This window comes from Streptomyces sp. NPDC043952 (assembly GCF_056435325.1).
Window position 1 is genome coordinate 156,619 of sequence record NZ_JBWKES010000008.1, and the last position, 25,745, is coordinate 182,363.

22 protein-coding genes are annotated in these 25,745 nt (G+C 72.6%); 5 read left to right on the forward strand and 17 right to left on the reverse strand.

The genetic code is table 11. From position 1 onward, the window contains the following. Positions 1-376: 376 nt before the first annotated feature. Positions 377-979 carry a YceI family protein gene (locus tag AC069R_RS12280; protein WP_478766748.1) on the forward strand — a complete coding sequence of 201 codons (603 nt, stop codon included), beginning with the start codon at positions 377-379 and terminating at the stop codon, positions 977-979. Here the strand turns inward: AC069R_RS12280 and AC069R_RS12285 are convergent. Both AC069R_RS12285 and AC069R_RS12290 read right to left on the reverse strand, forming a co-directional pair. Next, positions 966-1,586, reverse strand: a complete 621-nt coding sequence (locus AC069R_RS12285; RefSeq protein ID WP_478766750.1) for an FUSC family protein — start codon at positions 1,584-1,586, stop codon at positions 966-968. The genes AC069R_RS12280 and AC069R_RS12285 overlap by 14 nt on opposite strands. Continuing rightward, positions 1,583-1,969, reverse strand: a complete 387-nt coding sequence (locus AC069R_RS12290; protein WP_478766751.1) for a hypothetical protein — start codon at positions 1,967-1,969, stop codon at positions 1,583-1,585. The genes AC069R_RS12285 and AC069R_RS12290 overlap by 4 nt, the downstream gene beginning before the upstream one ends. A 99-nt stretch (positions 1,970-2,068) precedes the next feature. Here AC069R_RS12290 and AC069R_RS12295 point away from each other — a divergent pair, with 99 nt between their 5' ends. Further along, positions 2,069-2,512 (forward strand): MarR family winged helix-turn-helix transcriptional regulator, encoded by a 444-nt coding sequence (locus AC069R_RS12295; RefSeq protein ID WP_478766753.1) that lies wholly within the window; start codon positions 2,069-2,071, stop codon positions 2,510-2,512. A 113-nt stretch (positions 2,513-2,625) separates the two neighbouring features. Here AC069R_RS12295 and AC069R_RS12300 read toward each other — a convergent pair whose 3' ends face one another. Next, a complete protein-coding gene (locus AC069R_RS12300) occupies positions 2,626-3,993 on the reverse strand; it encodes a hypothetical protein (protein ID WP_478766755.1) in 1,368 nt (455 codons plus the stop codon). Positions 3,994-4,044: 51 nt separating this feature from the next. Next, positions 4,045-7,065 (reverse strand): glycoside hydrolase family 3 protein, encoded by a 3,021-nt coding sequence (locus tag AC069R_RS12305; protein ID WP_478766757.1) that lies wholly within the window; start codon positions 7,063-7,065, stop codon positions 4,045-4,047. A 146-nt stretch (positions 7,066-7,211) separates the two neighbouring features. On the opposite strand from AC069R_RS12305, the gene AC069R_RS12310 reads away from it, so the two are divergent. Both AC069R_RS12310 and AC069R_RS12315 read left to right on the forward strand, forming a co-directional pair. After that, on the forward strand, positions 7,212-9,077 hold the full coding sequence (locus AC069R_RS12310) for a lectin (protein WP_478766759.1): 1,866 nt from the start codon (positions 7,212-7,214) through the stop codon (positions 9,075-9,077). 63 nt (positions 9,078-9,140) lie between these two features. After that, a complete protein-coding gene (locus AC069R_RS12315; protein WP_478766761.1) occupies positions 9,141-9,743 on the forward strand; it encodes a GOLPH3/VPS74 family protein in 603 nt (200 codons plus the stop codon). A gap of 154 nt (positions 9,744-9,897) precedes the next feature. On the opposite strand, the gene cimA is transcribed toward AC069R_RS12315, so the two are convergent. The 11 genes from cimA to AC069R_RS12370 form a co-directional block, all read right to left on the reverse strand. Beyond that, positions 9,898-11,505, reverse strand: a complete 1,608-nt coding sequence (gene cimA / locus AC069R_RS12320; RefSeq protein WP_478766763.1) for a citramalate synthase — start codon at positions 11,503-11,505, stop codon at positions 9,898-9,900. A 286-nt stretch (positions 11,506-11,791) separates the two neighbouring features. Continuing rightward, positions 11,792-13,102, reverse strand: coding sequence for an MFS transporter (locus AC069R_RS12325; RefSeq protein WP_478766765.1), 1,311 nt, complete (start codon positions 13,100-13,102; stop codon positions 11,792-11,794). Between the two features lie 109 nt (positions 13,103-13,211). Beyond that, positions 13,212-13,829: a TetR/AcrR family transcriptional regulator gene (locus AC069R_RS12330; RefSeq protein WP_478766767.1), complete on the reverse strand. Its 618-nt coding sequence runs from the start codon at positions 13,827-13,829 to the stop codon at positions 13,212-13,214. A gap of 116 nt (positions 13,830-13,945) precedes the next feature. Next, positions 13,946-14,425, reverse strand: a complete 480-nt coding sequence (locus AC069R_RS12335) for a nuclear transport factor 2 family protein (protein WP_478766769.1) — start codon at positions 14,423-14,425, stop codon at positions 13,946-13,948. 33 nt (positions 14,426-14,458) lie between these two features. Further along, positions 14,459-15,508 (reverse strand): agmatine deiminase family protein, encoded by a 1,050-nt coding sequence (locus AC069R_RS12340; protein ID WP_478766771.1) that lies wholly within the window; start codon positions 15,506-15,508, stop codon positions 14,459-14,461. 34 nt (positions 15,509-15,542) lie between these two features. Next, positions 15,543-17,267, reverse strand: coding sequence for an urease subunit alpha (locus AC069R_RS12345; RefSeq protein WP_478766773.1), 1,725 nt, complete (start codon positions 17,265-17,267; stop codon positions 15,543-15,545). Beyond that, positions 17,264-18,088, reverse strand: a complete 825-nt coding sequence (gene ureA / locus AC069R_RS12350) for an urease subunit gamma (protein ID WP_478766775.1) — start codon at positions 18,086-18,088, stop codon at positions 17,264-17,266. Before ureA ends, AC069R_RS12345 begins: the two co-directional genes overlap by 4 nt. 347 nt (positions 18,089-18,435) lie before the next feature. Then, on the reverse strand, positions 18,436-19,524 hold the full coding sequence (locus AC069R_RS12355) for a branched-chain amino acid aminotransferase (protein WP_397983864.1): 1,089 nt from the start codon (positions 19,522-19,524) through the stop codon (positions 18,436-18,438). A 267-nt stretch (positions 19,525-19,791) separates the two neighbouring features. Beyond that, the gene (locus AC069R_RS12360; RefSeq protein WP_478766777.1) at positions 19,792-20,835 is read right to left on the reverse strand and encodes a 3-isopropylmalate dehydrogenase; all 1,044 of its coding nucleotides are present in this window, start codon (positions 20,833-20,835) and stop codon (positions 19,792-19,794) included. Positions 20,836-20,925: 90 nt separating this feature from the next. After that, positions 20,926-21,054 carry a hypothetical protein gene (locus AC069R_RS12365; protein WP_471066981.1) on the reverse strand — a complete coding sequence of 43 codons (129 nt, stop codon included), beginning with the start codon at positions 21,052-21,054 and terminating at the stop codon, positions 20,926-20,928. Positions 21,055-21,317: 263 nt separating this feature from the next. Then, on the reverse strand, positions 21,318-22,286 hold the full coding sequence (locus AC069R_RS12370; protein ID WP_478766780.1) for a LysR family transcriptional regulator: 969 nt from the start codon (positions 22,284-22,286) through the stop codon (positions 21,318-21,320). 103 nt (positions 22,287-22,389) lie between these two features. Here AC069R_RS12370 and AC069R_RS12375 point away from each other — a divergent pair, with 103 nt between their 5' ends. Continuing rightward, positions 22,390-23,385 (forward strand): zinc-binding dehydrogenase, encoded by a 996-nt coding sequence (locus AC069R_RS12375; protein ID WP_478766781.1) that lies wholly within the window; start codon positions 22,390-22,392, stop codon positions 23,383-23,385. Between the two features lie 37 nt (positions 23,386-23,422). Here the strand turns inward: AC069R_RS12375 and AC069R_RS12380 are convergent, their stop codons facing one another. After that, on the reverse strand, positions 23,423-23,953 hold the full coding sequence (locus tag AC069R_RS12380; RefSeq protein WP_478766783.1) for a GNAT family N-acetyltransferase: 531 nt from the start codon (positions 23,951-23,953) through the stop codon (positions 23,423-23,425). Between the two features lie 129 nt (positions 23,954-24,082). Then, complete coding sequence (gene pruA / locus AC069R_RS12385) at positions 24,083-25,714, reverse strand: L-glutamate gamma-semialdehyde dehydrogenase (protein WP_478766785.1); 1,632 nt, start codon at positions 25,712-25,714, stop codon at positions 24,083-24,085. Positions 25,715-25,745: the final 31 nt, after the last annotated feature.

A 25,745-nucleotide genomic window follows, 5' to 3' on the forward strand; every position in this document is an offset into this window, starting at 1 on the left:
GGAAAGCGAGCCGTCGACTCCGTACAGTCTCCGGCCCGTTTTCCTGGTGCCAGTGAACAGAACCACGGCGCGGTGCAGCCGTTCCGACTGCTCAGAGGCGGCTTGCGTTGTGGGAATACGACAAGGACACCCCGGCCGGCCATCCCGCATTCGTGGGAACGCGCATGCCATCCGTGGAGTGACGCCACCCCTCGGACGGCCCTCAGCCGCGACCCACGCCCCCACGCTACGCGCTTCTCCCGGCGGGCCCGCACGGTGACTTCGAGTCATCGACACGCCACGCTGCGGATGATGTTGAAAACCGAACGGAATGGGTCTACCGTCGGAGTCGTCGGGTTCGTTGAACGTTAAACAGAATGGCTCTCAGGAGGACACCATGGGCATCTTCGGCCGCAAGGACAGCACGACCACCGCCACCGCGCAGAGCGCCGGGCCCGACCTGGCCGCGCTGACCGGCGACTACACGATCGACCCCGCGCACAGCACGATCGGGTTCGTGGCCCGGCACGCGATGGTCACCAATGTGCGGGGCACCTTCCAGGACTTCACCGGCACCCTGCACCTGGACGGTCAGGATCCGGCCAAGTCCACCGCCACCCTCGACATCGCGATGGCGAGCATCGACACCGGCAACGCCGACCGCGACGGCCACCTGAAGTCGGCCGACTTCTTCAAGATCGACGAGTTCCCGGCCATGACCTTCCGCTCCACCAAGGCGGAGGCCCTGGGCGGCGACGAGTACCGCATCACCGGCGACCTCTCGCTGCTCGGCGTCACCAGGCCGATCACCGTCGACCTGGAGTTCAACGGCGTCGCCAGGGACCCGTTCGGCAACGAGCGCGCCGGCTTCGAGGGCAAGGCCGAACTGCTGCGCTCCGAGTGGGGCCTGACCTGGAACGCCGCGCTGGAGACGGGGGGTGTGCTGATCTCCGACAAGATCAAGCTGAACTTCGACATCTCCGCGATCAAGAACGCGTGAGCCCCGGCCGGCCGCGCCCCACCGGCAGCAGCCACCACGCCGACGCCACCGAGAGCACCGCCCCGACCGCGATCGCGGACAGCCGGGCCGGCAGCAGCTCGGTGGCGTTCTGGCCGTAGGAGCCGAGCAGCAGGGACAGGGCGGTGGTCATGCCGGCCGCCCAGAAGGCGTAGTCGAGCGGGCGCAGCCACAGGGCCACGGCGAGGACGGCGAACAGCGCCACCACCGCCCGGTGCCCGCCGAGCCCGGCCGCCGCCGCGCCGGTGGCGAGCAGCGTGCCCGCGCAGGCACCGGCGAACCGGCGGACTCCCTTGTGCAGGACGTCCGTTCGCCCCCGGTTTCCGCTCGCCACGACGTAGGCGGTGAGCACGAGCCAGGGCCAGTGGTCGGCGTACAGGAGCCGGCCGAGCGCGAACGCGGCGGCGATGGCGGTCGCCAGCTGTACGGCCATCCGGGTGCTGGGGCGCGGACGCGGCGCGGTGGCGCGGCGGGGCTTCGGCGGTTCGGGGTCCTCGGGGCGCGGGGCGAGGCGGCCGGCCAGGGTCCGCACCAGCAGCACGCTCGTCCAGGCCAGGGCGCCGATCAGCGCGGACCAGCCCCAGTTCACCGCCGCGGACCGGGCGCCGGGGGCAGGGTGGGGCCGGGGACGATCAGCAGGGCGATGAGCGGCAGGGTGAGCAGGGTGCCCGCGCGGGTGGCGGCGGGGCCGTAGCGGCGGATCCAGACGGCGAGGGCGAGGCCCGCGGTGAAGAGGGCGGCGCCGGGCCAGTAGTGGGCGGCGAGCAGCCGGGACAGACCCGCGCACAGGGCGGCGGACAGGGGCAGCAGGGCGAGCGCGGTGAGCCGGCCGCGCCGGTCGGCACTCCACCGGCCCCGCGCCAGGGTCAGGGTCAGGGCGACCGCGAGGACCACGGAGTCGGTGTGCAGCCCGGCCGCGCCCTCCAGCCACAGGGATGCCGCCCAGGAGAGCAGCACGGCCGCCATCGTCACGGCCGCTTCATAAGCATTGCGTATCAGTCTCCGGCACACTGACCGAGAATAGAGCCTGGAGGTCGGCTCTTTAATAAGCGGCTGCGTACGATATCGCGCATGGACGATCATCTCGCCGATGCCGCCGCTCTCCGCAGTGCCGTCGTCCGGGTCAACCGGCGGCTGCGACAGGAGCGCGGGGAGGGGGGCCTGAGCCCCAACCAGCTCGCGGTGCTGGGGTATCTGCACGCGCACGGCCCGGCCACACCGGGGCGGATCGCGGCGCAGGAGCGGCAGCGGCCGCAGTCGCTGACACGGGTGTTCGCGGACCTGGAGGCGGAGGGGCTGATCGCGCGGGAGCCGGACGCGGGCGACCGCCGGCAGTCCGTGCTGACCCTGACCGGACCGGGGCGGCGGGCGCTGGAGCGGGACATGGCCGAGCGGGACATCTGGCTCGCCGCGGCCCTGAGCACGCTCGGGGACACGGAGCGGGGGGTGCTGAGGCTGGCGGCGGCGCTGCTGGAACGGGTGGGGTCGATGGAGATACCGGGCACGGAACCCTGACCGCCCCCGGCCGCCTCCCCTTACGGGCCCGCCCCCGGCCGCCTCCCCTTACGGGTCCGCCCCAGTCGCCGTCTGTTGCCTTAAGGGTCCCCCTCTGTCGCCTTACGGGCCCCTCAGTTGCCGAAGCCGCCGCCGAAGTCGCCCCCGTCTCCCCCGCCGAATCCGCCGCCGTCACCGAACCCGCCGTCACCGAATCCGCCGCCGAAGTCGCCGGGGTCGAAGTCGGTGCCGGAGACGTCGCCGCCCTGGTAGCCGGCGCCGCCGAAGTCGCCGTACCCGGCGCCGTAGTCGGCGGCGTACGAGGGCGTGGACATCATGCTGCCGAGCACGGTGCCGAAGAGGAGGCCGGGGAGGATGCCGCCGCCGAAGTAGCCGCCGGCCCAGGGGCCGTAGGCGGGTCCGGCGTCCCAGTAGGGGCGGCGTCCGTACTCCGTGTCGACCTCGCGGACCACCGGATCGCGGCCGTCGGCGAGGCGGGTGGCGTCGGCGGCGCAGACCGGGACCTCGCGCGGGGCGCCGCCGGGCGGGGTCCAGACGGCGTCGGCGACCGAGGGGCCGTGCCGGGGGTCGAAGAAGCAGGGCGGGCGGCGCTCGGGCAGCGGGCGGCCCTCGCGGCGCGCGGCCAGCTGGGCGAGGCTGAAGCGGCCGTCCTCCAGCGCCTCGGTGACCGGCCGGACGTCCTCCGGCCTGCCCGCCTCGGCCATCCGCTGCTTCGCCCTCTCGTAGGCGTCCAGGGCCCGCTCGTAGTCGGCGCGCATCGCGTCGTCGGCGCCGGGTTCGGCCGGGTGGAAGTCGAGGCGGTCCAGCTCCTCGCCGAACGCGGTGATGTCCTCGTCCACCACCACCCGCAGCCGGTCGAGCGCGGCCCGCTGCTCCCGCTCGCGCCGCCGCCGGTTCCGCCGTACCAGCGTGTACGCGCCCGCGGTGCCCGCCACCAGCACCGCGGCGACCGCGATCAGGCCCGCGCCGGAGCCCGCCCCGCTGCCCGCGGCGCCCCAGCTGCGGGGCGCGCGGCCGCCCATGTGGGCGAGGGCACGGTCGGTGAAGTCGGTGAGCTGGGTCTTGGTGTCCTCGCCCTGGACGCTGGTCACCAGGTTCTGCCGGGCGGTCGGCGACATCACGGAGGCGTCGGCGCGGGCGTCGAAGCGGTCGCCGAGCCGGATGCCGTACAGGCCGGTGATGCCGGTGGCGGCGCGCAGGTCGGGGAAGAGGCTCGTCGTGGGATAGCCGGCCGGGAGGACCGCGATGAACAGCGGTTTGTTCGCGTCCTTGATCCGTTTTGCCAGCGCGTCGGCGTCCGCGCGGGACAGCTGGCCGGAGGCCGCCGGATCGACGTAGACCGGGCCGGAGCGCAGCGCGCGGGCGATGGCGGAGACGCTGGTGTCCGCGCTCGCCGCGGGGGCGAGACCGGTCGCCAGGACCAGGGCGAGCGCGGCGAGCAGCAGAGCGGTGAGGCTTCGGGTCCGCGGGACTGCCTTCATGTCTCGACGCTACCCGAAGCCTCCCTCAAGGGGTGGTTCGGAGCGGACCGGTCAGGCCGCCCGGTACGCCTGCGCCAGCTTCTGAAGCGCCTGCCCGTAGTGGCCGGTCAGCAGCAGGTGGTCCGCGTCCGCGAAGGGTTTCGCCACGGCCGCCGTCATCCGCTGCCCCACCTTCCGCTGGACCAGCAGCCGGGCCTGGTCGACCAGCTCCCGCCCGGTGCGCCCGTCACCGCGCCGCTGTGCCGTCGCCGCCCGCGCGGCCAGCGACCTCAGGGTGCCCGCGCCGCCGTGCGGGACGGCGGTGCGGGTGGTCAGGCCCCACCCGTAGGGGAACTGGGGGTCGTACGACGCGTCGCCCACGTTGATCGGGAGCTGGGACTCGGACTTCGGCCAGGTGACCGGGAGCTGTCCGGTGAAGGGGCGGGTGCCGTAGAGGACGTCGGCGACGCCCTCGCCCTCGGTGCCGGGCAGCCAGGAGGCCACCAGGGAGTCGATCTCGCCGAGCCGGTCGCCGATCAGCTGGGGCCGGCCGGAGACGATCAGCACCACGCACTTCATGGCGCCGCACACCTTGTCCACCGCCGCCTGGTCGGCCGCCGTCAGGGACAGCGAGTGCCCGTTGCCGACGTCGCCGACGCCCTCGGCGTAGGGGGTTTCGCCGACGACGACCACGCCCACGTCGTATCCGGCGGTCGGGGCGGAGGCGTCCCTGGAGTAGGTGACGTTCCCGCCGGCCTCGCGCATGCCCTGGAGGATGGTGGTGCCGGGGACGGTGTCGCCGGAGGCGCCCTGCCAGGTGAGGGTCCAGCCGCCGGTCTGGTTGCCGATGTCGTCGGCGTTGGACCCGGCGACGTACACCTTCTCCCGCTTGTCCAGCGGCAGCAGCCCGCCGCTGTTCTTCAGCAGCACCTGCGATTCGGCGGCCGCCTGGCGGGCCACGGCGCGGTGGGCCGGGGAGCCGATGGCGGCGGCGCCGCTGGTGTCGGCGTACGGGTGCTCGAACAGGCCCAGTTCGAACTTGCGGGTGAGGATGCGGGAGACGGCGTCGTCGATCCGCGCCTCGGGGACCCGGCCCGCCTTCACCTCGTCGATCAGCGTGGAGCTGAAGTCCTTGTAGGTGTACGGCACCATCATCATGTCGACGCCCGCGTTCACGGCTGTGCGGACGTGGTTCGCGTAGTCGCCGGGGAGCTGGTCGATGGCGTTCCAGTCGCTGATCACGAAGCCGTCGAAGCCCAGCTTCCCCTTCAGCTCGCCGTTGATCATGTCGCCGCGGGCGTGCATCCTGACCGCGCCCTTGCCGTCGCCGGTGATGTCGAGGGAGGAGTACGAGGGCATCACGGTGCCGATCCCCCGCTTGACGGCGGTCTGGTACGGCGCCAGGTGGATGTCCTCCAGCTGCTGCCGGGTGACGGTGGTGACGCCCTGGTCGATGGTGTACGTGCCGGTGGTGGAGGAGCCGTAGGCGGTGCCGCCGTCGCCGACGAAGTGCTTGGCGGTGGCGAGGACCTTGTCGTTCCGGCTCAACTGGCTGCCGTCCGCGCGCCCTTGGAGGCCCTGGATCACCGTCTCCATGGACTGCACCAGCGCCGGGTCCTCGCCGAAGGACTCGTAGGAGCGGCCCCAGCGTTCGTCGCGGCTCACGCACAGGCAGGGCGCGAAGTCCCAGGGGACGCCGGTCGCGCGCACCTCGGCGGCGGTCACCGCGCCGGTCCGCTCGGCGAGTTCAGGGTCCCTGGTGGCGCCGATGCCGATGTTGTGCGGCATGACGGTCGCGCCGTACAGGTTGTTGTGGCCGTGCACCGCGTCCACGCCGTAGATCAGCGGGATCTGGAACCGCGTTGCCCGCGCCTGGAGTTGGAAGCCGTCGATCATTCGCGCCCAGCCCTCGGCGGTGTTGGGCGTGGGCGTGGAGCCGCCGCCGGACAGCAGCGAGCCGAGGCCGTACGAGGCGATGTCGCCCGGTGTGGTCAGGCCCGCGCGTTCGGCCTGGGTCATCTGCCCGGCCTTCTCGGCGAGCGACATCCGGGACAGCAGATCGGCGACCCGCTTCTTCACCGGCAGCTTGGGGTTCAGGTACGGCAGTCCGTGCGCGTCGATGACGACCTGCGGGGCCTCGGCGGGGGCCTTGGCGCCGTCGGCGGTGAGCTTGAGGGGGATGGTCTCGGCGGGCTCGGCGGCCCTGTCCCTGCGGGTGGGTACCTCGATGGTCCGGGTGGTGCCGGAGGGGGTGCCCGCGGGGAAGGTGAGGGTGCCGGAGACCGGGGTGTAGTCCCGGCCTGCGGTGGCGGTGCCGCCGCCGGTGGCGTAGGTGACGGTCACCGGGTCGTCCACGGGCTTCGCGCCGGTGGTGGCGAGGGTGACCTTCACCCTGGCGGTGCCGCCCCCGGTCACCGGGTAGACGGTCGCGTCGGTGCTGACGGAGGCGTGCAGCGCCTGGTCGGCCTTGCCGTACAACTCCACGTCGTCCATGGCGAATTCGCCTTTGAGGCCGGTGGGGAGGGTGACCGCGTACCCCCACATTTGGGTGAGGCCGAGGACGTGGTCGATGCCGCCGACGGGCTGGTAGTCGGTGCGGTAGGTGAAGTCGGCGAACGGGATCCGGATCTGCTTCCAGCCGGTGAAGTCGTCGGTGAAGGACGTCGTCCACAGCTCGGACGCCTCGCCGTTGGCGCCGCCGTCCTTGATCTCGAAGGCGATCTTCCTGCCGTTGTCGTGCCCCTCCCACCAGAAGCGGATGCCCTGGTGGGCCGACCAGTCGCGGGCGGGCTGGTCGGCGGCGAAGTCATGGGTGAAGCCGCCGTAGCCGCTGATGTCGTAGGTGCCGGTCAGCACCTTGGCGCCCTCGGGGGCGTCGGCGCGCTCGGCGAGGCGCAGCGTGGGCGGGTCGTCGCTGTCGCCGCCCCAGGTGAAGAGGCCGTCGGCGGGCTGGGCGGCGAAGGGCACCTCGCCCTCGAAGCGGTCCACGGGCACCGGCGGCGGATCTTGGGCGGCGTGCGCCGCGGCGGACAGGGGCAGCAGGGCGGCGAGCAGGGCTCCGGGGACGAGCAGGGCGGTTCTTGGCCTCGGCATGGACCTTCCCTCGTCTCTCATGGTTCACTCATGGCTTAGCTCACGGCGTGAGTTAACTGACGGCTCCCCAACTCGTCAAGACCGGGCGCCAGTTGCTCTCCCCGCTCAGCCCCGCTCTGTCGACCCGAGAGGAAGGGCGACGCACCATGAGGAGATCCCCCCGCGCACTCCGGCTGCTGCTGGCCGGACTGCTCTCCGCCGCCGGATTCACCGCGGCCACGCTCCCCGCACACGCCGCCGGTGAGCAGGTCACCGCGTGGCTGACCACCACCGACGACTCCGCGGGCCGCCATGTCGTACGCGGCCTCGAAGCGCAGGCGCCGTTCGCCTTCCAGTCCGGGACGGGCGGTGGCGGCACGAACATCACCGTGGACGAGAACACCCGGTACCAGACCTTCACCGGCGCCGGCGCCTCGTTCACCGACACCGCGGCCTGGCTGCTGAACAGCAGCGGCGCGCTGTCGCAGGCGACACGGGACGCGACGATGCGCAAGCTGTTCTCGCCGACGGACGGCATCGGCCTGTCGTTCCTGCGCAACCCGATGGGCGCCTCGGACCTCGCCCGCTACGGCTACACGTACGACGACATGCCGTCCGGGCAGACCGACCCCGGCCTGAGCAAGTTCTCCATCGCGCACGACCTCGCGGACGTCGCGCCGCTCACCAGGCAGGCGCTCCAGCTGAACCCCGCGCTGACCGTGATGGCCTCCCCCTGGACCGCCCCGGCCTGGATGAAGGACAGCGGCTCGCTCGACGGTGGCTGGCTGAAGGCGGAGGACTACGGCGCCTACGCGTCGTACTTCGTCAAGTACCTCCAGGCGTACCGGGATCAGGGCATCGACATCTCGTACGTGACCCCGCAGAACGAGCCGACCTGCTGCTCCGGCTACCCGTCGATGAGCTGGAACGCGAGCGGTCTGGCCTACTTCCTCAAGAACGACCTGCTGCCGCAGCTCCAGTCGGCGGGCCTGAGCACCAAGATCCTGGCGCACGACTGGAATTGGGACACGTACGACTCCTACGCCGCGCAGTCCGTGGACGACCCCGCGATCCGCGACCACCCCAACTTCGGCGGCATCGCCTGGCACGGTTACGGCGGCGACGTCTCCGAACAGACCACGATCCACGATAAATACCCCTCGCTGGACACCTTCGGCACCGAGCACTCCGGCGGCACCTGGATCGCCGACCAGCAGCACGAGGACATGTCGAACATCATCGACTACACCCGCAACTGGGCGAAGTCGGTGACCAAGTGGTCGCTGGCCGTGGACCAGAACATGGGCCCGCACAACGGCGGTTGCGGCACCTGCACCGGCCTGGTCACCGTGCACGACGGGGACAGCAGGAGCGGGAGCGTGGACTACACCGTCGAGTACTACGACATGGGCCAGCTGACCAAGTTCGTACGGCCCGGCGCGCAGCGGATCGCCTCCACGGCGTCCACCACGGTGCCCAACGTGGCCTGGCGCAACCCGGACGGCAGCAAGGCGCTGATCGCCTACAACGGCTCCGCCTCCGCCCAGACGGTGACCATCGACTGGGGTTCCGAGCACGCGACTTACTCGCTGCCCGGCAAGACCTCCGCGACCTTCACCTGGTCCGGCACCCAGTCCGGCACCGGCGCCACGAGCGGGGCCTTCGTGGGGCTGGCCGGCAAGTGCCTGGACGTGGCGGGCGGGTCGAGCGCCGACGGTACGGCCGTACAGCTCTACGACTGCAACGGCAGCGCCGCCCAGCAGTGGACCGTGTCGGCCGACGGCTCCGTGCGGGCGCTCGGCAAGTGCCTGGACGTCACCTCGGGCTCGACGGCCGACGGGGCGAAGGTGCAGCTCTACGACTGCAACGGGACCGGCGCCCAGCAGTGGTCGTACAACGCCGCGACGCATGACGTGGTGAACCTCGCCGCCGACAAGTGCCTGGACGTCACCGACAACTCCTCCGCCAACGGAGCCCGCGCGCAGATCTGGTCCTGCACGGGGGCGGCCAACCAGAAATGGCAGCTGCGGTGACGAGCGGCGGGCCGGTGGCTGGGGGACGATGAGGGGCAACGGCCGCCTCGATCTGGAGCCACCATGACCACACCGCAGGACCTGTTCCTCGTCAGCGTGGACGTTCCCGGCGCGCGCCCCGTCGAGCAGGGCGATCTGTCGCTGGCCCTCGCGGGGGCCGAGCTGATCGACCTGCTCGGGGTGCGGGCGCTCACCCTGGACGGGGAGCGCATCGTGCCGGGTCCGGGGCTGACCACCGGTGACCGGATGCTGGACGAGGCGGGCGCGGCGCTGGTGCGCGAGGAGCCGTACGAGACGGTCGAGGACTGGCTGTGGCGGCGCGGGCGCGGGCTGGCCACGGCGTATCACGACGCGCTGGACACCGAGGGGCAGCTCACCGGGGAGCGCCGGCGCTGGCTGCCCCGGCTCGGCGGGGAGGCCCCTCAGCCCGACACCCCGGCCCGCCGCCGCGCCGCCGACCGCTGGTGGTCCGGCGAGCCGGTCCTGACCGCGCTCGCCGTCCCGCTGGGCATCGGCGAGGACCGCGCGGACGGCAACGAGAACGCCGACGACGCGGTCCTCACCGTGCTCGCCGCGGTCGGCGACGCGATCACCGAACTGACCGCGGTCCGCGAACGCCGCCGCATCGAGAACGCCGCCTTCGACAACATCTGGCGGGCGCCGTGAGGGCGGGGGTGTGCGGGGGCGGGAGCCTCAGGGGTAAGCGCCCTGAGCACCCCAGGATCCCGCGGGGGCAGGCGTACGGCACCCCGAGTCCCGGCCGGGCGGGCGCCGTGCGCCCTCGGGACCGGGGTGCCCCCGCCGTCGTACCCGCGCAGCGTTACGCCGGTTGTACGCCCGCCCGCAGGAGGCCGTAGGTGTAGGCGTCCTCCAGGGCCTGCCAGGAGGCGGCGATGACGTTTTCCGCGACGCCGACCGTGGACCACTCGCCGGTGCCGTCGGAGGTGGAGATGAGGACGCGGGTGATGGAGGACGTGCCGTGGCGGCCCTCCAGGATGCGGACGCGGTAGTCGACCAGTTCCAGGCCCGCGAGCTGGGGGTAGATCTTCTCCAGGGCGACCCGCAGGGCGCGGTCGAGCGCGTTGACCGGGCCGTTGCCCTCGGCGGTGGCCACGATGCGCTCGCTCTTGGCCCACAGCTTGACCGTGGCCTCGTTGGCGTGGGTGCCGTCGGGCCGGTCCTCGGCGATCGCCCGCCAGGACTCGACGTCGAAGTACTTCAGCGCCTTGCCCTCGGCCTCGCCGCGCAGCAGCAGCTCGAAGGAGGCGTCCGCGGCCTCGTACGTGTAGCCCTTGAGCTCGCGCTCCTTGACCCGTGCCACCACCCGCCCGATCAGCTCGCGGTCGCCGCCGAGGTCGACGCCGAGCTCCTTGCCCTTCAGCTCCACGGAGGCGCGGCCCGCCATGTCGGAGACCAGCATCCGCATGGTGTTGCCGACCCGCGCCGGGTCGATGTGCTGGTACAGGTCCGGGTCGACCTTGATCGCGGAGGCGTGCAGCCCGGCCTTGTGCGCGAACGCGGACACGCCCACGTACGGCTGATGGGTGGAGGGCGTGAGGTTGACGACCTCGGCGATGGCGTGCGAGATCCGGGTCATCTCCCGCAGCCGCCCCTCGGGCAGCACCTTCTTGCCGTACTTCAGCTCCAGCGCCGCCACCACCGGGAACAGGTTCGCGTTGCCGACCCGCTCGCCGTAGCCGTTGGCCGTGCACTGCACGTGCGTGGCACCGCCGTCCACCGCCGCCAGCGTGTTGGCGACCGCGCACCCGGTGTCGTCCTGGGCGTGGATGCCGAGCCGGGCGCCGGTGTCGGCGAGCACGGTCGCGACGACGGCGTGCACCTGGGCGGGCAGCATGCCGCCGTTCGTGTCACACAGCACCACCACATCGGCCCCGGCCTCGGACGCGGCGCGTACGACGGCCTTGGCGTACTCGGGGTTCGCCCGGTAGCCGTCGAAGAAGTGCTCGCAGTCCACGAACACCCGGCGCCCCTGCTCGCACAGGTAGGAGACGGTGTCGCGGACCATCTCCAGGTTCTCGTCCAGCGTGGTGCGCAGCGCCATCTCGACGTGCCGGTCGTGCGCCTTGGCGACCAGCGTGATCACCGGGGCGCCGGACTCCAGCAGCGCCCTGACCTGCGGGTCGTCGGCGGCCTTGGCACCGGCGCGGCGGGTGGCGCCGAAGGCGACCAGCCGGGCGTTGCGGAACTCGATCTCGTTCCCGGCGCGGGCGAAGAACTCGGTGTCGCGGGGGTTGGCGCCGGGCCAGCCGCCCTCGATGAAGCCGACGCCGAAGTCGTCCAGGTGCCGGGCGATGGCGAGCTTGTCCGCGACGGTGAGGTTGATGCCCTCACGCTGCGCGCCGTCGCGCAGCGTCGTGTCGAAGACGTGGAACGAGTCGTCGAGCTCGCTGGTTGCCGTCTCGGTCATGGTCTCAAGGCTCCTGTTGTGGATCTTCGGTCTTACCGGAATGACCGGCTCCACCGTCCCCCCAATACTCCCCCGCGCTCGGTTCACGGCTGAAGGTGGGCCGTAAAACGAAAAAACCCCTCGCGGATGCGAGAGGTCTGCGCGCGGGTCGAGGACGAACGGTGGCCATTCGCACCTGGTCGTACGAGATGGTCACTGCGGACCGGCGCGCCTGTTGCCGATAATCGTGGCGAACGTAAGCACGGGGGAAGTCTGGCACAGCACCGCCCCCGGCTCACCGCCCGTCTCAGGATGCGGTCGTCACACGGGACTCCCCCACTCCCCCGGACCCCCGCACACCGGTCAGGTCCCGGTCCTTCGTCTCCCGCATGGTGACGTACACGACCAGCGATACGGCCGCACAGCCCGCCACATACCAGAAGAATCCGGACTCGATCCCGGCCTTCTTGAACCACAGGGCGATGTATTCGGCGGTCCCGCCGAAGACGGCGTTGGCGAGGGCGTACGGGAGGGCGACGCCCAAGGAGCGGACACTCGTGGGGAACAGCTCGGCCTTCACGCAGGCGTTGATCGAGGTGTAGCCGGTGACGATCACCAGCGCGAGCAGACAGAGGCCGAGGGCGGGCCAGTAGCCGCCGGTGTGCTTGAGCAGGGTCATGATCGGCACCGTCAGGACGGTGGAGCCGACCGCGAAGGTGATCAGCAGCGGCCGGCGCCCGATCCGGTCGGACAGGGCGCCGGCGAGCGGCTGGATCGCGGCGAAGACGATCAGCGCGGTGAAGGAGACGAGGGTCGCGGTGTCCTTGGACAGGCCCGCCGAGTTGGAGAGGTACTTGGTCAGGTAGGTGGTGTACGTGTAGTACGCGACCGTGCCGCCCATGGTGAGCGCGATGACGAGGAACGCCTCGCGCCGGTGCCGCCACAGGGCGCGCAGGGTGCCGCGCTCCCCGGCGGCCGAGGCGTCCTCGTCGTAGACCTCGCTCTCCGGCATGGTGCGGCGCAGATAGAAGACGACGGCCGCGCCGAGGGCGCCGACGACGAAGGGGATGCGCCAGCCGTAGCTGTGCAGGGCGGAGTCGGACATGGTGCGCTGGAGGACGATCTGGAGGCCGAGGCCGATGATCTGACCGACGGTCATGGACACGTACTGGAAGCTGGAGGCGAAGCCGCGCCGCTTCGGGTCGGTGGCCTCGGTGAGGTAGGTGGCGCTGGCCGCGTACTCGCCGCCCACCGACAGGCCCTGGAGCAGCCGGGCGACGAGCAGGACGAGGGCGCCGCCGTACCCGGCGACGGCGTACGTGGGCGCGACGGCGATCAGCACCGCCGAGGCCGACATCAGGGTGACGGTCAGCGTCAGCGCCGCCTTGCGGCCCCTGCGGTCACCGACCCGCCCGAGCAGCCAGCCGCCGACGGGCCGCATGAAGAACCCGACGGCGAAGATCCCGGCGGTGTTCATCAGCTGCGCGGTGGGGTTCCCACTCGGGAAGAACGCCCCGGCGAAATAGGTGGCGAAGCTGGCATACACGAACCAGTCGAACCACTCGACCATGTTCCCCGCCGAGCCGACCCAGATCCTCTTCCAGTGTTGGATTCCCATGCCCCCTTCCCTGCCCGACTCCACGACACGGGATGCGCCCCGGAGGGGCGGGGGGGGGACTGGGCGATGAACCACACGGAAACCCACACCCGCCGGACCGCCGACGCGGTCACGGCGATGGGGCGACAAGTCCTTCCTCGATGAACTCCCTTACATGCTGGATCACTTGCTCTCGACGCACTCCCCGCAACCCGATCGCCACGTGGATCGAGAAGCCGTCGAGCAGGGCGCGTGTCCGGGTGGCGAAGCGGTCTGGGTCCACGGGTCGGAACTCGCCGCGGGAGATGCCCTCGGCGATCAGTGCGACGAGGTCCCGGTGCCAGGCGCCCTCGATCGCGGCCTGGCGGGCGCGGGCGTCGTCGTCGGCGTTCTGGGAGCGGTTCCAGACCTCCAGCCACAGGCTCCAGTGGGGGTCGCGGTGGCCGTCGGGCACGTACAGGTCGACGTAGGCCGCCAGCCGCTCGCGCGTCGGGCCCTGGCCCGCGAGCAGCCGGCCGCGCGCCGCTCCGAGCCGGCCCTCGCTCCACTCCAGGGTCTGGAGCAGCAGCTCGTCCTTGGAGCGGAAGTAGTAGAGGAGGTGCCCGCTGCTCATCCCGACCTCGCGGCCGAGCGCCGCCATCGTGAGCTTCTCCAGGCCGCGTTCGGCGATCATGCCCATGGCCGCGGCGAGCAGCTCCTCGCGGGGCGGGGCGGGGGTGCGCCGGCGCGGCGCGGAGCCCTCGCTCATGCGGACACCGCCCGTGCGGCGAGGGGACGGCGTGCGGGCGACGCGGGCAGCGGCCGGACCGGCTCGGGGAGACGGTGGCCGCGGCCCGTACAGACCAGGACGTTCACCCGTATGTTCTACCCGACGCGGAGGCCCGGCGGTCGCCGGGACGCCGGTTCCCCGGCGCCCGTGGGCGGCCGCCCCTGCGTCCAGACCGCGCGGACGGCCAGCCGGGCGAACCGCCAGCCGTCGCCGGTCCGGGTGAGGTCGGCCTCGAAGACACCGCCGACCTGGAACAGCGTGGCGTCGTGGTGGACGTGGACCATCAGGGCGTTCCAGGAGGCCCGCGCCGTGGCGCCGGACACGTCGGCGACGAGGCCGGCGGCGAGGTGCTGCGTACGGTCGTACCGCGCAAGCGCCTCCTCGGTCGCCCGGACGGCCGCCGCGCCCCCGGACGTCCCGAGCGGCGTCTCCATCCGGGCGTCCGGGGTGAGGAAGCCGTCCGCCCAGCCGGGCGTGAACTCCCGCGCGTCCAGGGCCCGGAAGAACCGGTCCACCAGGGTCGCGATCTCCGTCTGAGCCGTCTGATCCGTGTGCGTGGTCATGTCCGTGGTCATGTGCTCAGCCTCCGGCCTGAAGCGGACTTGAGGTCAAGAGCGGCGGGACCTGGGCTGCTGCTGGGTGATGCAGTGGATGCCGCCCCCGGCCGCGAAGATCTGGCGGGCGTCCACGAGGGTGACCGCCCGGTCGGGGAAGAGGCGGCGGAAGATGGCGGCGGCGGTCTCGTCGCGGGGGTCGTCGAAGGCGCACAGGACGACGCCGTCGTTGCACAGGTAGTGGTTGATGTAGGAGTAGTCGGCCCAGTGGCCGTCGGCCTCCAGGACGGTCGGGGCGGGGACCTCCACGACCTCCAGGGGGCGGCCCTGCGCGTCGGTCGAGGACTTGAGGAGGCCGATGATCTCCTTGGTGACCTCGTGGTCGGGGTGCGCCGGGTCCGGCTGGTGGTGGGCGAGGACGACACCGGGACGGGCGAAGGCGGCGACGATGTCGACGTGGCCCAGCGTGCCGAAGCCGTACGGCGGATAGTCGGAGGTCAGCCCGCGCGGCAGCCAGATCGCCTTGCTGGTGCCGAGGTGGGCGTGGATCTCCGCCTCGACCTGCTCCTTCGTCCAGTGCGGGTTGCGCTCGGGGCCGAGCTGCACGGTCTCGGTGAGCAGCACCGTGCCCTCGCCGTCGACATGGATGCCGCCGCCCTCGTTGACCAGCGTCGAGGCGTACGTCCGCGCGCCCGCGAGGTCGGCGACGTACGCGCCGATCTTCGCGTCGTGCTCCCAGCGGGCCCAGTCCTGGGCGCCCCAGCCGTTGAACGTCCAGTCCACGGCGGCCAGTCGGCCCTGGTCGTCGGTGAGGAAGGTGGGGCCGATGTCGCGCATCCAGGCGTCGTCCAGCTCGCGCTCCACGAGGTCGATGTCCGGCCCGAGCAGTTCCCGCGCCTGCGCCGAGGCGCCGGGGCCGCAGACCACGGTCACCGGTTCGAAGCGGCGGACGGCGCGGGCCACCGCGGCCCAGGCGCGCCGGGAGGCGGCGAGGTCCTCGGCGTCGTCGAAGGTGGGGTTGGGGCCCGGCCACGCCATCCAGGTGCGCTCGTGCGGGGTCCACTCGGCGGGCATGCGGAAGCCGTCGGCGGCGGGGGTGCTCATCTGGGGGTCCGTTCCAAGGTCGCGGGGGCGAAGTTCACAGGAAGTAGAGGCGGTTGAGGGAGACCGAGTCGGCCGGCTCCGAGCGCAGCGGGTCGCCGTCGAGGGTGACCAGGCCGGTGCGCTGGTCGACGTCGACCGCTCCGGTACGGGCGTTCAGCCGCAGGTCGGCGGGGCCGATGCCGCGGGTGCCGCGCACGGCGACCCGGCGGCGGCGCGTCGGCATGGTGTCGTTGCCCTGGTCCACGGCCGCCTGCGCGACGAACGCGACCGACAGGTCGGCGGCCGTCGCGCCGTACGCCCCGAACTGCGGTCCCAGGACGAGGGGTTCGCAGGTGTCGGTGGCCGCGTTGGGGTCGCCGACGACGCCGTACGCCGGGAAGCCGGACTTGAGGACGAGCTGCGGCTTGGCGCCGAAGTACTCGGGGCGCCACAGCACGATGTCGGCGAGCTTGCCGACCTCGATCGAGCCGACCTCGTGGGAAAGGCCGTGCGCGATCGCGGGGTTGATGGTCAGCTTGGCCATGTAGCGCAGCACGCGGGCGTTGTCGTCGGCCTCGCCGTCACCCTCCAGGGGGCCCAGCTCGGCCTTCATCTTGCCGGCCATGGCGAAGGTGCGCCGTACCGTCTCCCCCGCGCGGCCCATGCCCTGGGCGTCGGAGGAGGTGATGCCGATCGCGCCCAGGTCGTGCAGCACGTCCTCGGCGCCCATGGTGCCGGCCCTGATCCGGTCGCGGGCCATGGCGGCGTCGCCGGGCAGCTCGGGCTTGAGGTCGTGGACGGAGACGATCATGCCGTAGTGCTCGGCGACCGCGTCCCGGCCGAAGGGCAGGGTGGGGTTGGTGGAGGAGCCGATGACGTTCGGCACCCCGGCCATCTTCAGCACGTTCGGCACGTGTCCGCCGCCGCAGCCCTCGATGTGGAAGGCGTGGATGGTGCGGCCCTCCAGCACCCTGAGCGTGTCCTCGACCGACAGGCACTCGTTCAACCCGTCGCTGTGCAGGGCGACTTGGACGTCGTGCTCCTCGGCGACCCGCAGCGCGGTGTCCAGGGCGCGGGTGTGGGCGCCCATGTCCTCGTGCACCTTGAAGCCGCTCGCGCCGCCCTCGGCCAGCGCCTCGATCAGCGGGGCTTCGTGCGAGGACGAACCCCGGCCCAGGAAACCGATGTTGACCGGCCAGGCGTCGAAGGCGCCGAAGGCGTGGCGCAGCGCCCAGGGGGAGTTGACGCCGACGCCCCACACCGGGCCGAACTCCTGCCCGATGATCGTGGTCACGCCGGAGGCGAGGGACGCCTCCATGATGCGCGGCGACAGCAGGTGGACATGGGTGTCGACGGCGCCCGCGGTGGCGATCAGGCCCTCGCCGGAGACGATCGAGGTGCCGGTGCCGACCACGACGTCCACGCCGTCCAGGGTGTCCGGGTTGCCGGCGCGGCCGATCGCGCTGATGCGGCCCTCGCGGATGCCGATGGACACCTTGCGGATGCCCTGCACCGCGTCGATCACCACGACGTTGCTGATCACCACGTCGCAGGTCTCGCGCACGGCGGCGGCCTTGAGGTGCAGTCCGTCGCGGGCCGTCTTGCCGAACCCGGCGAGGAACTCGTCGCCGTAGCGCTGGGCGTCGGACTCCACCCGGATGGTCAGGCCCGAGTCGCCGAGGCGGACCCGGTCGCCCGCGCGGGGGCCGTGGGTGGCGGCGTAGGCACGCGGGTCCACATGGATCTCCCGGCTCACCTCGCGCCCCTTGGATCGGCTCATCGGTCCTGCCCCTTCTCCTCGTCGCCCGCGGCTTGCGGATATCCGCCGCTCGTGCCCTCCCGGCAGCCCTCGCCCGTCTCCTCCCGGTCACCCTCGTTCGCGTCCTCCCGGTCGGCCTCGCCCGTGGCCCCCCGGCAGCCCTCGTCCATGACCCCCAGATATCCGCAGGCCGCGGCCCTGCGCAGCGCCTCCGTCCGGGCGCCCGGCGCGTCCAGCGGCCCGTCGACCAGCCCGGCGAAGCCGATCGCGACCCGCTCGCCGCCGATCGGCACCAGCCCGACCTCCTCGCTCTCGCCCGGCCCGAACCGCACGGAGGAGCCGGCGGGCACGGCGAGCCGCATGCCGTAGGCGGCGGCGCGGTCGAAGTCGAGGCGCGGGTTGGCCTCGAAGAAGTGGAAGTGGGAGGTGACGGAGACCGGCACGGAGGCGGTGTTGGTGACGGTGAGCCGCAGCACCGGCTCGGGGTCGGCGTGCGCGGGACCCGGCAGCAGCGCGCCGGGGGCGTCCGCGCCCAGCCCGCCGCCGATGGGGTCGGAGACCACGGCGAGCCGGGAGCCGTCGTCGAACACGGCCTCGACCATCACCTCGGTCACCACGTCGGCGACGCCCGGCAGCACGTCCTCGGGACCGAGCACGCCGCGCGCCGCCTCGATCGCCTCCGCGAGCCGCCGGCCGTCGCGGGCGGCCTCGCAGACGGTGTCCGCGATCAGCGCGGTCGCCTCCGGCACGTTGAGCCGCAGGCCGCGGGCGCGCCGGGCGCGGGCCAGCTCGGCGGCGCCGAAAAGCAGCAGCCGGTCTCGTTCCGTGGGGGTCAGTCGCACGGCGCGGCGCCTCCTTCTCGTCAACCACTTTAGAGCGGCACTCTAAAGCTTTCGAGGACCACTCTAAGCAGGCGAAGCGGGGATTGGCCAGAGACGTGTGCGTGATGGATCGAACGCCGCTCCAAAAACGCGCAGGGGCGGGGGGGGGGGGGGGGGGGGGGGGGGGGGGGGGGGTGTGGGGGGGGGGGGGGGGGGGGGGGGGGGGGGGGGGGAGGAGGGGCCGCCCCCCCCCCCCCCCCCCCCCCCCCCCCCCCCCCCCCCCCCCCCCCCCCCCCCCCCCCCCCCCCCCCCCCCCCCCCCCCCCCCCCCCCCCCCCGAGGGGCGGCCCTGTGCGAGGGGCCCGAGCGTCAGCCGACCTTGTGCATCCAGCCGTGCTTGTCCTCGGTCATGCCCCGCTGGATGCCGAGCAGCGCCTCGCGCAGGCGCATGGTGACCTCGCCGGGGGTGCCGTCGCCGTGGGTCCACTCGTCCGTCTTGGTCTTGACGTGGCCGATCGGGGTGACCACGGCGGCGGTGCCGCAGGCGAAGACCTCGGTCAGCGCGCCGGAGGCGGCGTCCGCGCGCCACTGCTCCAGGGTGACCACGCCCTCCTCGGCCCGGTAGCCGAGGTCGCGGGCGACCTGGAGGAGGGAGTCGCGGGTGATGCCCTCCAGGATGGAGCCGGTCAGCGAGGGGGTGACGATCCGGTCGCCGTAGACGAAGGCGACGTTCATGCTCCCGCTCTCCTCGACCTTGGTGCGGGTGACCGCGTCGAGGTAGACGACCTGGTCGCAGCCGTGCGCGGCGGCCTCGGCCTGCGGGAGCAGGGAGGCGGCGTAGTTGCCGCCGGTCTTGGCGTCGCCGGTGCCGCCGGGGACGGCGCGGACGTGGTCCTCGGCGACCCAGATGGTGACCGGCTTGACGCCGCCGGAGAAGTAGGCGCCGGAGGGGGAGGCGATCAGCAGGAACAGGTATTCGTTGGCCGGGTGCACGCCGAGCGCGGCCTCGGTGGCGATCATGAACGGGCGCAGGTAGAGGGCCGCCTCGCCGCCGTGCGGCGGGACCCAGTCGGCGTCCTGGACGAGCAGCGCGTCCAGGGCGGCGATGAACAGCTCCTCGGGCAGCTCGGCCATGGCCATGCGGCGGGCGGAGGTGCGGAAGCGGCGGGCGTTGGCCTCGGGACGGAACAGCGCGATCGAGCCGTCGGGCTGGCGGTACGCCTTCAGCCCCTCGAAGATCTCCTGGCCGTAGTGCAGCACGTGCGTGGAGGGATCGAGGGAGATCGGGCCGTACGGCACGAGCTGGGCGTCGTGCCAGCCGCGGCCCTCGGTCCACCGGATCGTCACCATGTGGTCGGTGAAGTGGCGGCCGAACCCCGGATTGGCCAGGATCGCCTCGCGCTCGGCGGCGGCGAGGGGGCTGGCGGAGGGCTTGAGCTCGATCGTGGGCGTCGTCATGAGTGATTGTCCTTCACCGGTTGTCGTGACGGGCCGCGCTCACACCTGACACCGGTTGGCGACCGGTGCTCGGACGTCCGAGCTTTCCCTCATACCGCGGCTCCGCGTTCGATTATCGCGCGCGGGCGTCGGCCGACGGAATCGGGTGGGCTGCGGCCCAGGGGTCGTGGTGGCGGCCCAAGGGGCGATGGTTTCACCCGGCGGGGACATGCGGAAGCCGCCGGGCGGTCGTGCGGCCCGGCGGCTTCTCGCGAAGGGAGCGCCGGGTCAGCCGGCTACTCGGGCGGCGAGCGCGTCGCCGATCTCGGCGGTGCCGCGGGCGGGCCGGTCCGCGCGCTCGGTGAGGTCGGCGGCGACCGCGGCGTCGATGCGGTCGGCCTCGGCGTCGTACCCGAGGTGGCGCAGCAGCAGGGCGACGGAGAGGACGGTGGCCGTGGGGTCGGCCTTGCCCTGTCCGGCGATGTCCGGGGCCGAGCCGTGCACCGGCTCGAACATGGACGGGAACTCGCGGCTGGGGTTGATGTTGCCGGAGGCGGCCACGCCGATGCCGCCGGAGACGGCCGCGGCGAGGTCGGTGATGATGTCGCCGAAGAGGTTGTCGGTGACGATCACGTCGAAGCGCTCGGGCTGGGTGACCAGGAAGATGGTGGCCGCGTCGACGTGCAGGTAGTCGGTGCTGACCTCGGGGAACTCCTGGGCGACCCGGTTGAAGATGTCGGTCCACAGGTGGCCGGCGAAGGTCAGCACGTTGTTCTTGTGGACCAGGGTGAGCTTCTTGCGCGGGCGGCCCTGGGCGCGGGCGAAGGCGTCGCGGACGACGCGCTCGACGCCGTACGCCGTGTTGACGGAGACCTCGGTGGCGACCTCGTGCGCGGTGCCCTTGCGGATGGTGCCGCCGTTGCCGGTGTACGGGCCTTCCGTGCCCTCGCGGACGACGACGAAGTCGATCTCCGGCTGCCCGGCGAGCGGGGTGGAGACGCCCGGCAGCAGCTTGCTCGGCCGCAGGTTGACGTGGTGGTCGAAGGCGAAGCGGAGCTTGAGCAGGAAGCCGCGCTCCAGGACGCCGGAGGGCACCGAGGGGTCGCCGATGGCGCCGAGCAGGATGGCGTCGTGCCGCTTCAGCCGCGCGAGGTCCGCGTCGGTGAGGGTCTCACCGGTGGCGTGGTAGCGCTTGGCGCCGAAGTCGTACTCCTGCGTCTCCAGCTTCACATCCTGCGGAAGGACGGCGGAGAGGACCTTCAGACCCTCGGCCACGACCTCCTGGCCGATGCCGTCACCGGGGATCACTGCGAGATTGAGGCTGCGAGACATGTCGGCACCCTACTCCTCGTCCCACGGGATGACATGGCCTGTCCGGCATTCGGACAGGCCATGTCCCGCGCGGCGGCACGGCGAGGGGGCTCAGTGGCCGGTCTGCCCGCCGTTGTCCCTGCGGTCGAGGGCGCGCTGGAGGGCGGCGGCGGCCTGCCTGCGGTCGGACTCGCTGGCGCGGTGCGTGTGGCGGACTCGGCGGACGGTCGTCTCGGCCATGGCAATCGACTCCTTCGGCAGAACCGGAGCACGGAATTGAGGGGTACGCAGGCGATACGAGGCGCCGGAAGGGGCGGGGAGCACCGGCCGCAGGGGTTGCCTGCACAGGGCCCGGCTCACAACCGCCATTCGCTGGGTCGAGCGAGATGTTCGGCTTCCTCCAAAGTAAGGGCATGCCCCTGTGCCTGTCTGCACAAATACTCGGGCTTCCTACTATCTGAGACGGGCGACCCGGCCTCCCTCCCCCTGACCTGGGTCTTTACTTATCCGGCCGCGGGCTTTCCGGGCATTTCGCCGGTTCCCTGCCCGTCTCCTGCCGGTCCTTCGGCCCCGAGGGCGCCGGCCTTCGCGCGTTCCCCGGCCGCGGCCGTGCGCAGGGCCCGGATCAGGGCGCGTACGGCGGTGGTGGCGGCCAGTTCCGGGGTGGTCACGTAGCCGACGCGGCGGTACGGCCGCTCGGGGCCGAGGCCGGTGATCCCCACCGAGGGCGGCGCCGCGGTGAGCGACAGCGCGGGCATGACGGCCATGCCGAGGCCGCTGCCCACCATGGACAGCACCGCCCCGTCGTCCTCGGCGCGGACGGTGGCGGCCGGCAGCCAGTCCTGGGCGGCCCACCAATCGCGGGTGTAGGAGCCGCAGTTCTCGGCCCAGTCCACGAGCGGCAGGCCGCGCGGGTCCGGGTGCCCCGCCGGGTGCACCAGAGCGTACGGCTCCTCCAGCAGCACCCCGCCGACCAGGGGTGCCCGCGGCGTCCCGTTCAGCGTGGCGATCCCGAGGTCGGCCCGCCCGGCGGCGACCTCGCCCGCGGTGCCCGCCCCCAACTCCCGTACGACGGTGACCTTCACCTCGGTGCCGGGGTGCGCGGCGGCCAGCCGCTCCAGGGCGCGCGGCAGCAGCTGCAGGGCCGCGCTGCGGAACGCGGCGACACGCAGCGTCCCTTCGAGCCGGCCGCCCCGCGCACCGCCCGCCGCGCCGCGCACCTCGCCGGGCATCAGCTCCAGCAGGCGCAGCACCCGCCGGGCGTGCGCGGCGGCCCGCTCCCCGGCGGGGGTGGGCCGGGCGCCGAACCGGCCGCGCTCGAACAGCACGGCGCCCAGCTTGCCCTCGATGCCGCGCACGGCGTGGGACACGGCGGACTGGGTGGTGCCGAGCCGGGCGGCCGCGGCGGAGAAGCCGCCCTCCGCGTCCACGGCGGCCAGGACCCGCAGCTCCCGCGGGGCAAGGTCTGTCACTTCGGGGCTCCCACCTGCGTCTATGAGTCCGCTTCATGGATCCGCGGCTTCCATGAGCCCAACCCCCTGCTTCCGTGCGGCATTCCTCCCTACCGTCCTGCTCATGACCGAGACCGCGCTCACCGTGCAGCAGACCGCCCGCCCCGCCGGCTTCCCCACCGCCGCCCACTTCCGCTTCGCCGAGTCCCCGGTGCCCGCACCGGCGCCGGGCACCGCCCTGGTGGAGAACCTGCTGTGGTCGGTGGACCCCTACCACCGCGAAATGATGGACGGCGGCTTCGAGTTGAACGCCCCGCTGGAGGGCCGCACCCTGGGCCGGGTCGTCGCCTCGCGCACCCCGGATCTACCCGAGGGCGAGATCGTCTTCCACCGCCGCGGCTGGCGCACCCACGCGGTACTCGCCCCCGAGGACGTACGGCGGCTCCCCCACCACCCCGGTGTCCCGCTGACCGCGTACCTCAGCGTGCTGGGCGGCACCGGTCTGACGGCGTACGTCGCCCTGACCCGGATCGCCCGGCTGCGCGCGGGCGAGGACCTGTTCGTCTCCGGCGCGGCGGGCGGCGTCGGCACGGCGGCCGGCCGCTTCGCCCGGCTCCTCGGCGCGGGCCGGGTGATCGGCAGCGCGGGCACCCCCGAGAAGGTGAAGTACCTGACGGAGCGGGTGGGTTACGACGCCGCGTTCGACTACCACGCCGGACCGGCCGCCGAGCTGCTGGCCGCGGCGGCGCCCACCGGCGTCGACGTCTTCGTGGACAACGTCGGCGGTGAGCAACTCGGCGCCGCGATCGGCGCGTTGCGGCTCCGGGGCCGGGTGGCGCGGGTCGGCACGATCAGCCGCTACAACACGCCCGACGCCCGGCCCGTCGCCCTCGACCACCGGGCCGTGGTGGAGAACCGGCTGCGCGTCGAGGGCTTCCTGGTCTCCGACTACCGGGATGTGCAGGAGGAGTTGTACGACTTCGCCGTGCCGCGTCTGCGCGACGGCGCGCTGACGGCGGACGAGACGGTGATCGACGGCTTCGACCGGATCGTGGAGGCGTTCCTGCTGATGCTGCGGGGCGGCAACACGGGCAAGATCCTGGTGCGGAAGGCGGGTTGACGGGCGGAGCGGCGTGGCGTCGACAGGCGGACCGGCGTCACGTCACATCGCCGTCGCGCCAGTCGAGCACGAGCGCGTCGGCGGGGTCCAGTCCCGGTCGTACGTAGACGCTGCCTTCCTCCTCCGGCAGCCGCACGATCCCGTCCCGCGGCGACAGGGCGCACACCTGCCCCTCCCAGCGCCGCCATCCGCGGGCGGCGTACAGCAGTGCCCCGTCCGCACTGGCGGACAGCGCGCCGAGATCGTAGGCCCGCTCGACGACCCGCTCCAGCTCCGCCATCACCCGGCCGCCGAGCCCTGCCCGCCGCGCGTCCGCGCGCACGGCCACGGCCTCCACGTACCCGGTGCGCAGCCACCGCCCGGCGTGCCGCACCCGGCGCAGGACGACCGCGCCGTGTGCGAGGAGTCCGGAGCCGTCCCGGACCAGGACGTGCATGCCGCCGAGACCGTGATCCCAGTCCTCGTCGGAGAACCGGCCGCCGAAAGAGTCGTCCAACAGGGCGCGGATCCCGGCGAGTTCGGCGGGTTCGAGGTCGGCGGTGTGGGCGAGGCGGAGCCTGATGGTCATGAACGCCAGTGTTCCACCCGGCAGTCGGGGGGCGGCGGGCGGCGGGCGGCGGGCGGCGGGAATGGGAAACGGACCGGGAAGCCTGTTCGGGGCAGGCTTCCCGGCCCGTCGTTCGGGTCGGGCCGAGGGTCAGCCCATGTGCGGGTACGTGTAGTCGGTCGGCGGGACCAGGGTCTCCTTGATGGCGCGGGTCAGGGTCCAGCGCATCAGGTTCTGGGGGGCACCGGCCTTGTCGTTGGTGCCGGAGGCGCGACCGCCGCCGAAGGGCTGCTGGCCGACCACGGCGCCGGTCGACTTGTCGTTGATGTAGAAGTTGCCCGCGGCGAAGCGGAGCTTCTCCATCGTGTACGCCGCCGCCGCGCGGTCGTTGGCGATGACCGAGCCGGTGAGGGCGTAGTCCGAGACCGACTCCATCTGGGTCAGCATCTCGTCGTACTGGTCGTCCTCGTAGACGTACACCGCGAGGATCGGGCCGAAGTACTCGGTCGTGAAGACCTCGTTCTCCGGGTCCGAGCACTCGATGACGGTCGGGCGCACGAAGTAGCCGACCGAGTCGTCGTACGTGCCGCCCGCGACGATCGTGCAGGTGGCGTCGGCCTTGGCGCGGTCGATCGCGGCCTTGTTCTTGGCGAAGGAGCGGTCGTCGATGACGGCGCCCATGAAGTTGGACAGGTCCGTCACGTCGCCCACGGTCAGGGAGTCGACCTCGGCCGCGAACTCCTCCTTGAAGCCCGAGTTCCAGATGGACGCCGGGATGTACGCGCGGGAGGTGGCGCTGCACTTCTGGCCCTGGTACTCGAAGGCACCGCGGGTCAGGGCGGTCTTCAGGACCGCGCGGTCGGCGCTCGGGTGGGCGACCAGGAAGTCCTTGCCGCCGGTCTCGCCGACCAGACGCGGGTACGAGCGGTACTTCTCGATGTTGTTGCCGACCGTCTTCCACAGGTACTGGAAGGTCTTGGTCGAGCCGGTGAAGTGGATGCCCGCGAGGTCGCGGTGCTCCAGGGCGACCTTGGAGACCTCGATGCCGTCGCCGGTGACGAGGTTGATGACGCCCTTGGGCAGACCGGCCTCCTCCAGGAGCCGCATGAGCAGCACGGCGGCGTGGGTCTGGGTCGGGGACGGCTTCCAGACCACCACGTTGCCCATCAGGGCCGGGGCGGTGGGCAGGTTCGCGGCGATCGCGGAGAAGTTGAACGGCGTGATCGCGTAGACGAAGCCCTCCAGCGGGCGGTGGTCCATGCGGTTCCACACGCCCGGCGAGTTCGCCGGGGGCTGCTCGGCGAGGATCTGGCGGGCGTAGTGCACGTTGAAGCGCCAGAAGTCGACCAGCTCACAGGGGCTGTCGATCTCCGCCTGCTGGGCCGTCTTGGACTGGCCGAGCATGGTGGAGGCGGCGATCGTCTCGCGCCAGGGGCCGGACAGCAGCTCGGCGGCGCGCAGGATGATCGCGGCGCGGTCGTCGAAGGACATCGCGCGCCAGGCCGGGGCGGCGGCCAGGGCCGCGTCGATGGCGTCGCGGGCGTCCTGCTTGGTGGCGTGGCGGCCGGTGCCGAGAACGGCCTTGTGGTTGTGCGGCTGCACGACCACGAACGGCTCGCCGCCGCCGAGCCGCTTCTCGCCGCCGATGGTCATCGGCAGTTCGACCGGGTTCCCGGCCAGCTCCTTGAGCTTGGCCTCCAGGCGGGCGCGCTCGGGCGAGCCGGGGGCGTAGCCGTGCACCGGCTCGTTGACGGGGGTGGGGACCTGGGTCACAGCGTCCATGAGATCCGAACTCCTTGTACGTGAGCGGGTG

Coding starts and splice junctions, on each gene's coding strand:
- AC069R_RS12330 (WP_478766767.1), bottom strand. CDS start 13,829: ATGAGCGAGGGCTCCGCGCCGCGCCGGCGCACCCCCGCCCCGCCCCGC.
- cimA (WP_478766763.1), bottom strand. CDS start 11,505: ATGACCGAGACGGCAACCAGCGAGCTCGACGACTCGTTCCACGTCTTC.
- AC069R_RS12295 (WP_478766753.1), top strand. CDS start 2,069: ATGGACGATCATCTCGCCGATGCCGCCGCTCTCCGCAGTGCCGTCGTC.
- AC069R_RS12345 (WP_478766773.1), bottom strand. CDS start 17,267: ATGAGCCGATCCAAGGGGCGCGAGGTGAGCCGGGAGATCCATGTGGAC.
- pruA (WP_478766785.1), bottom strand. CDS start 25,714: ATGGACGCTGTGACCCAGGTCCCCACCCCCGTCAACGAGCCGGTGCAC.
- AC069R_RS12305 (WP_478766757.1), bottom strand. CDS start 7,065: ATGCCGAGGCCAAGAACCGCCCTGCTCGTCCCCGGAGCCCTGCTCGCC.
- AC069R_RS12355 (WP_397983864.1), bottom strand. CDS start 19,524: ATGACGACGCCCACGATCGAGCTCAAGCCCTCCGCCAGCCCCCTCGCC.
- AC069R_RS12310 (WP_478766759.1), top strand. CDS start 7,212: ATGAGGAGATCCCCCCGCGCACTCCGGCTGCTGCTGGCCGGACTGCTC.
- AC069R_RS12280 (WP_478766748.1), top strand. CDS start 377: ATGGGCATCTTCGGCCGCAAGGACAGCACGACCACCGCCACCGCGCAG.
- AC069R_RS12365 (WP_471066981.1), bottom strand. CDS start 21,054: ATGGCCGAGACGACCGTCCGCCGAGTCCGCCACACGCACCGCGCCAGC.
- AC069R_RS12325 (WP_478766765.1), bottom strand. CDS start 13,102: ATGGGAATCCAACACTGGAAGAGGATCTGGGTCGGCTCGGCGGGGAAC.
- AC069R_RS12380 (WP_478766783.1), bottom strand. CDS start 23,953: ATGACCATCAGGCTCCGCCTCGCCCACACCGCCGACCTCGAACCCGCC.
- AC069R_RS12335 (WP_478766769.1), bottom strand. CDS start 14,425: ATGACCACGGACATGACCACGCACACGGATCAGACGGCTCAGACGGAG.
- AC069R_RS12360 (WP_478766777.1), bottom strand. CDS start 20,835: ATGTCTCGCAGCCTCAATCTCGCAGTGATCCCCGGTGACGGCATCGGC.
- AC069R_RS12300 (WP_478766755.1), bottom strand. CDS start 3,993: ATGAAGGCAGTCCCGCGGACCCGAAGCCTCACCGCTCTGCTGCTCGCC.
- AC069R_RS12375 (WP_478766781.1), top strand. CDS start 22,390: ATGACCGAGACCGCGCTCACCGTGCAGCAGACCGCCCGCCCCGCCGGC.
- AC069R_RS12315 (WP_478766761.1), top strand. CDS start 9,141: ATGACCACACCGCAGGACCTGTTCCTCGTCAGCGTGGACGTTCCCGGC.
- AC069R_RS12340 (WP_478766771.1), bottom strand. CDS start 15,508: ATGAGCACCCCCGCCGCCGACGGCTTCCGCATGCCCGCCGAGTGGACC.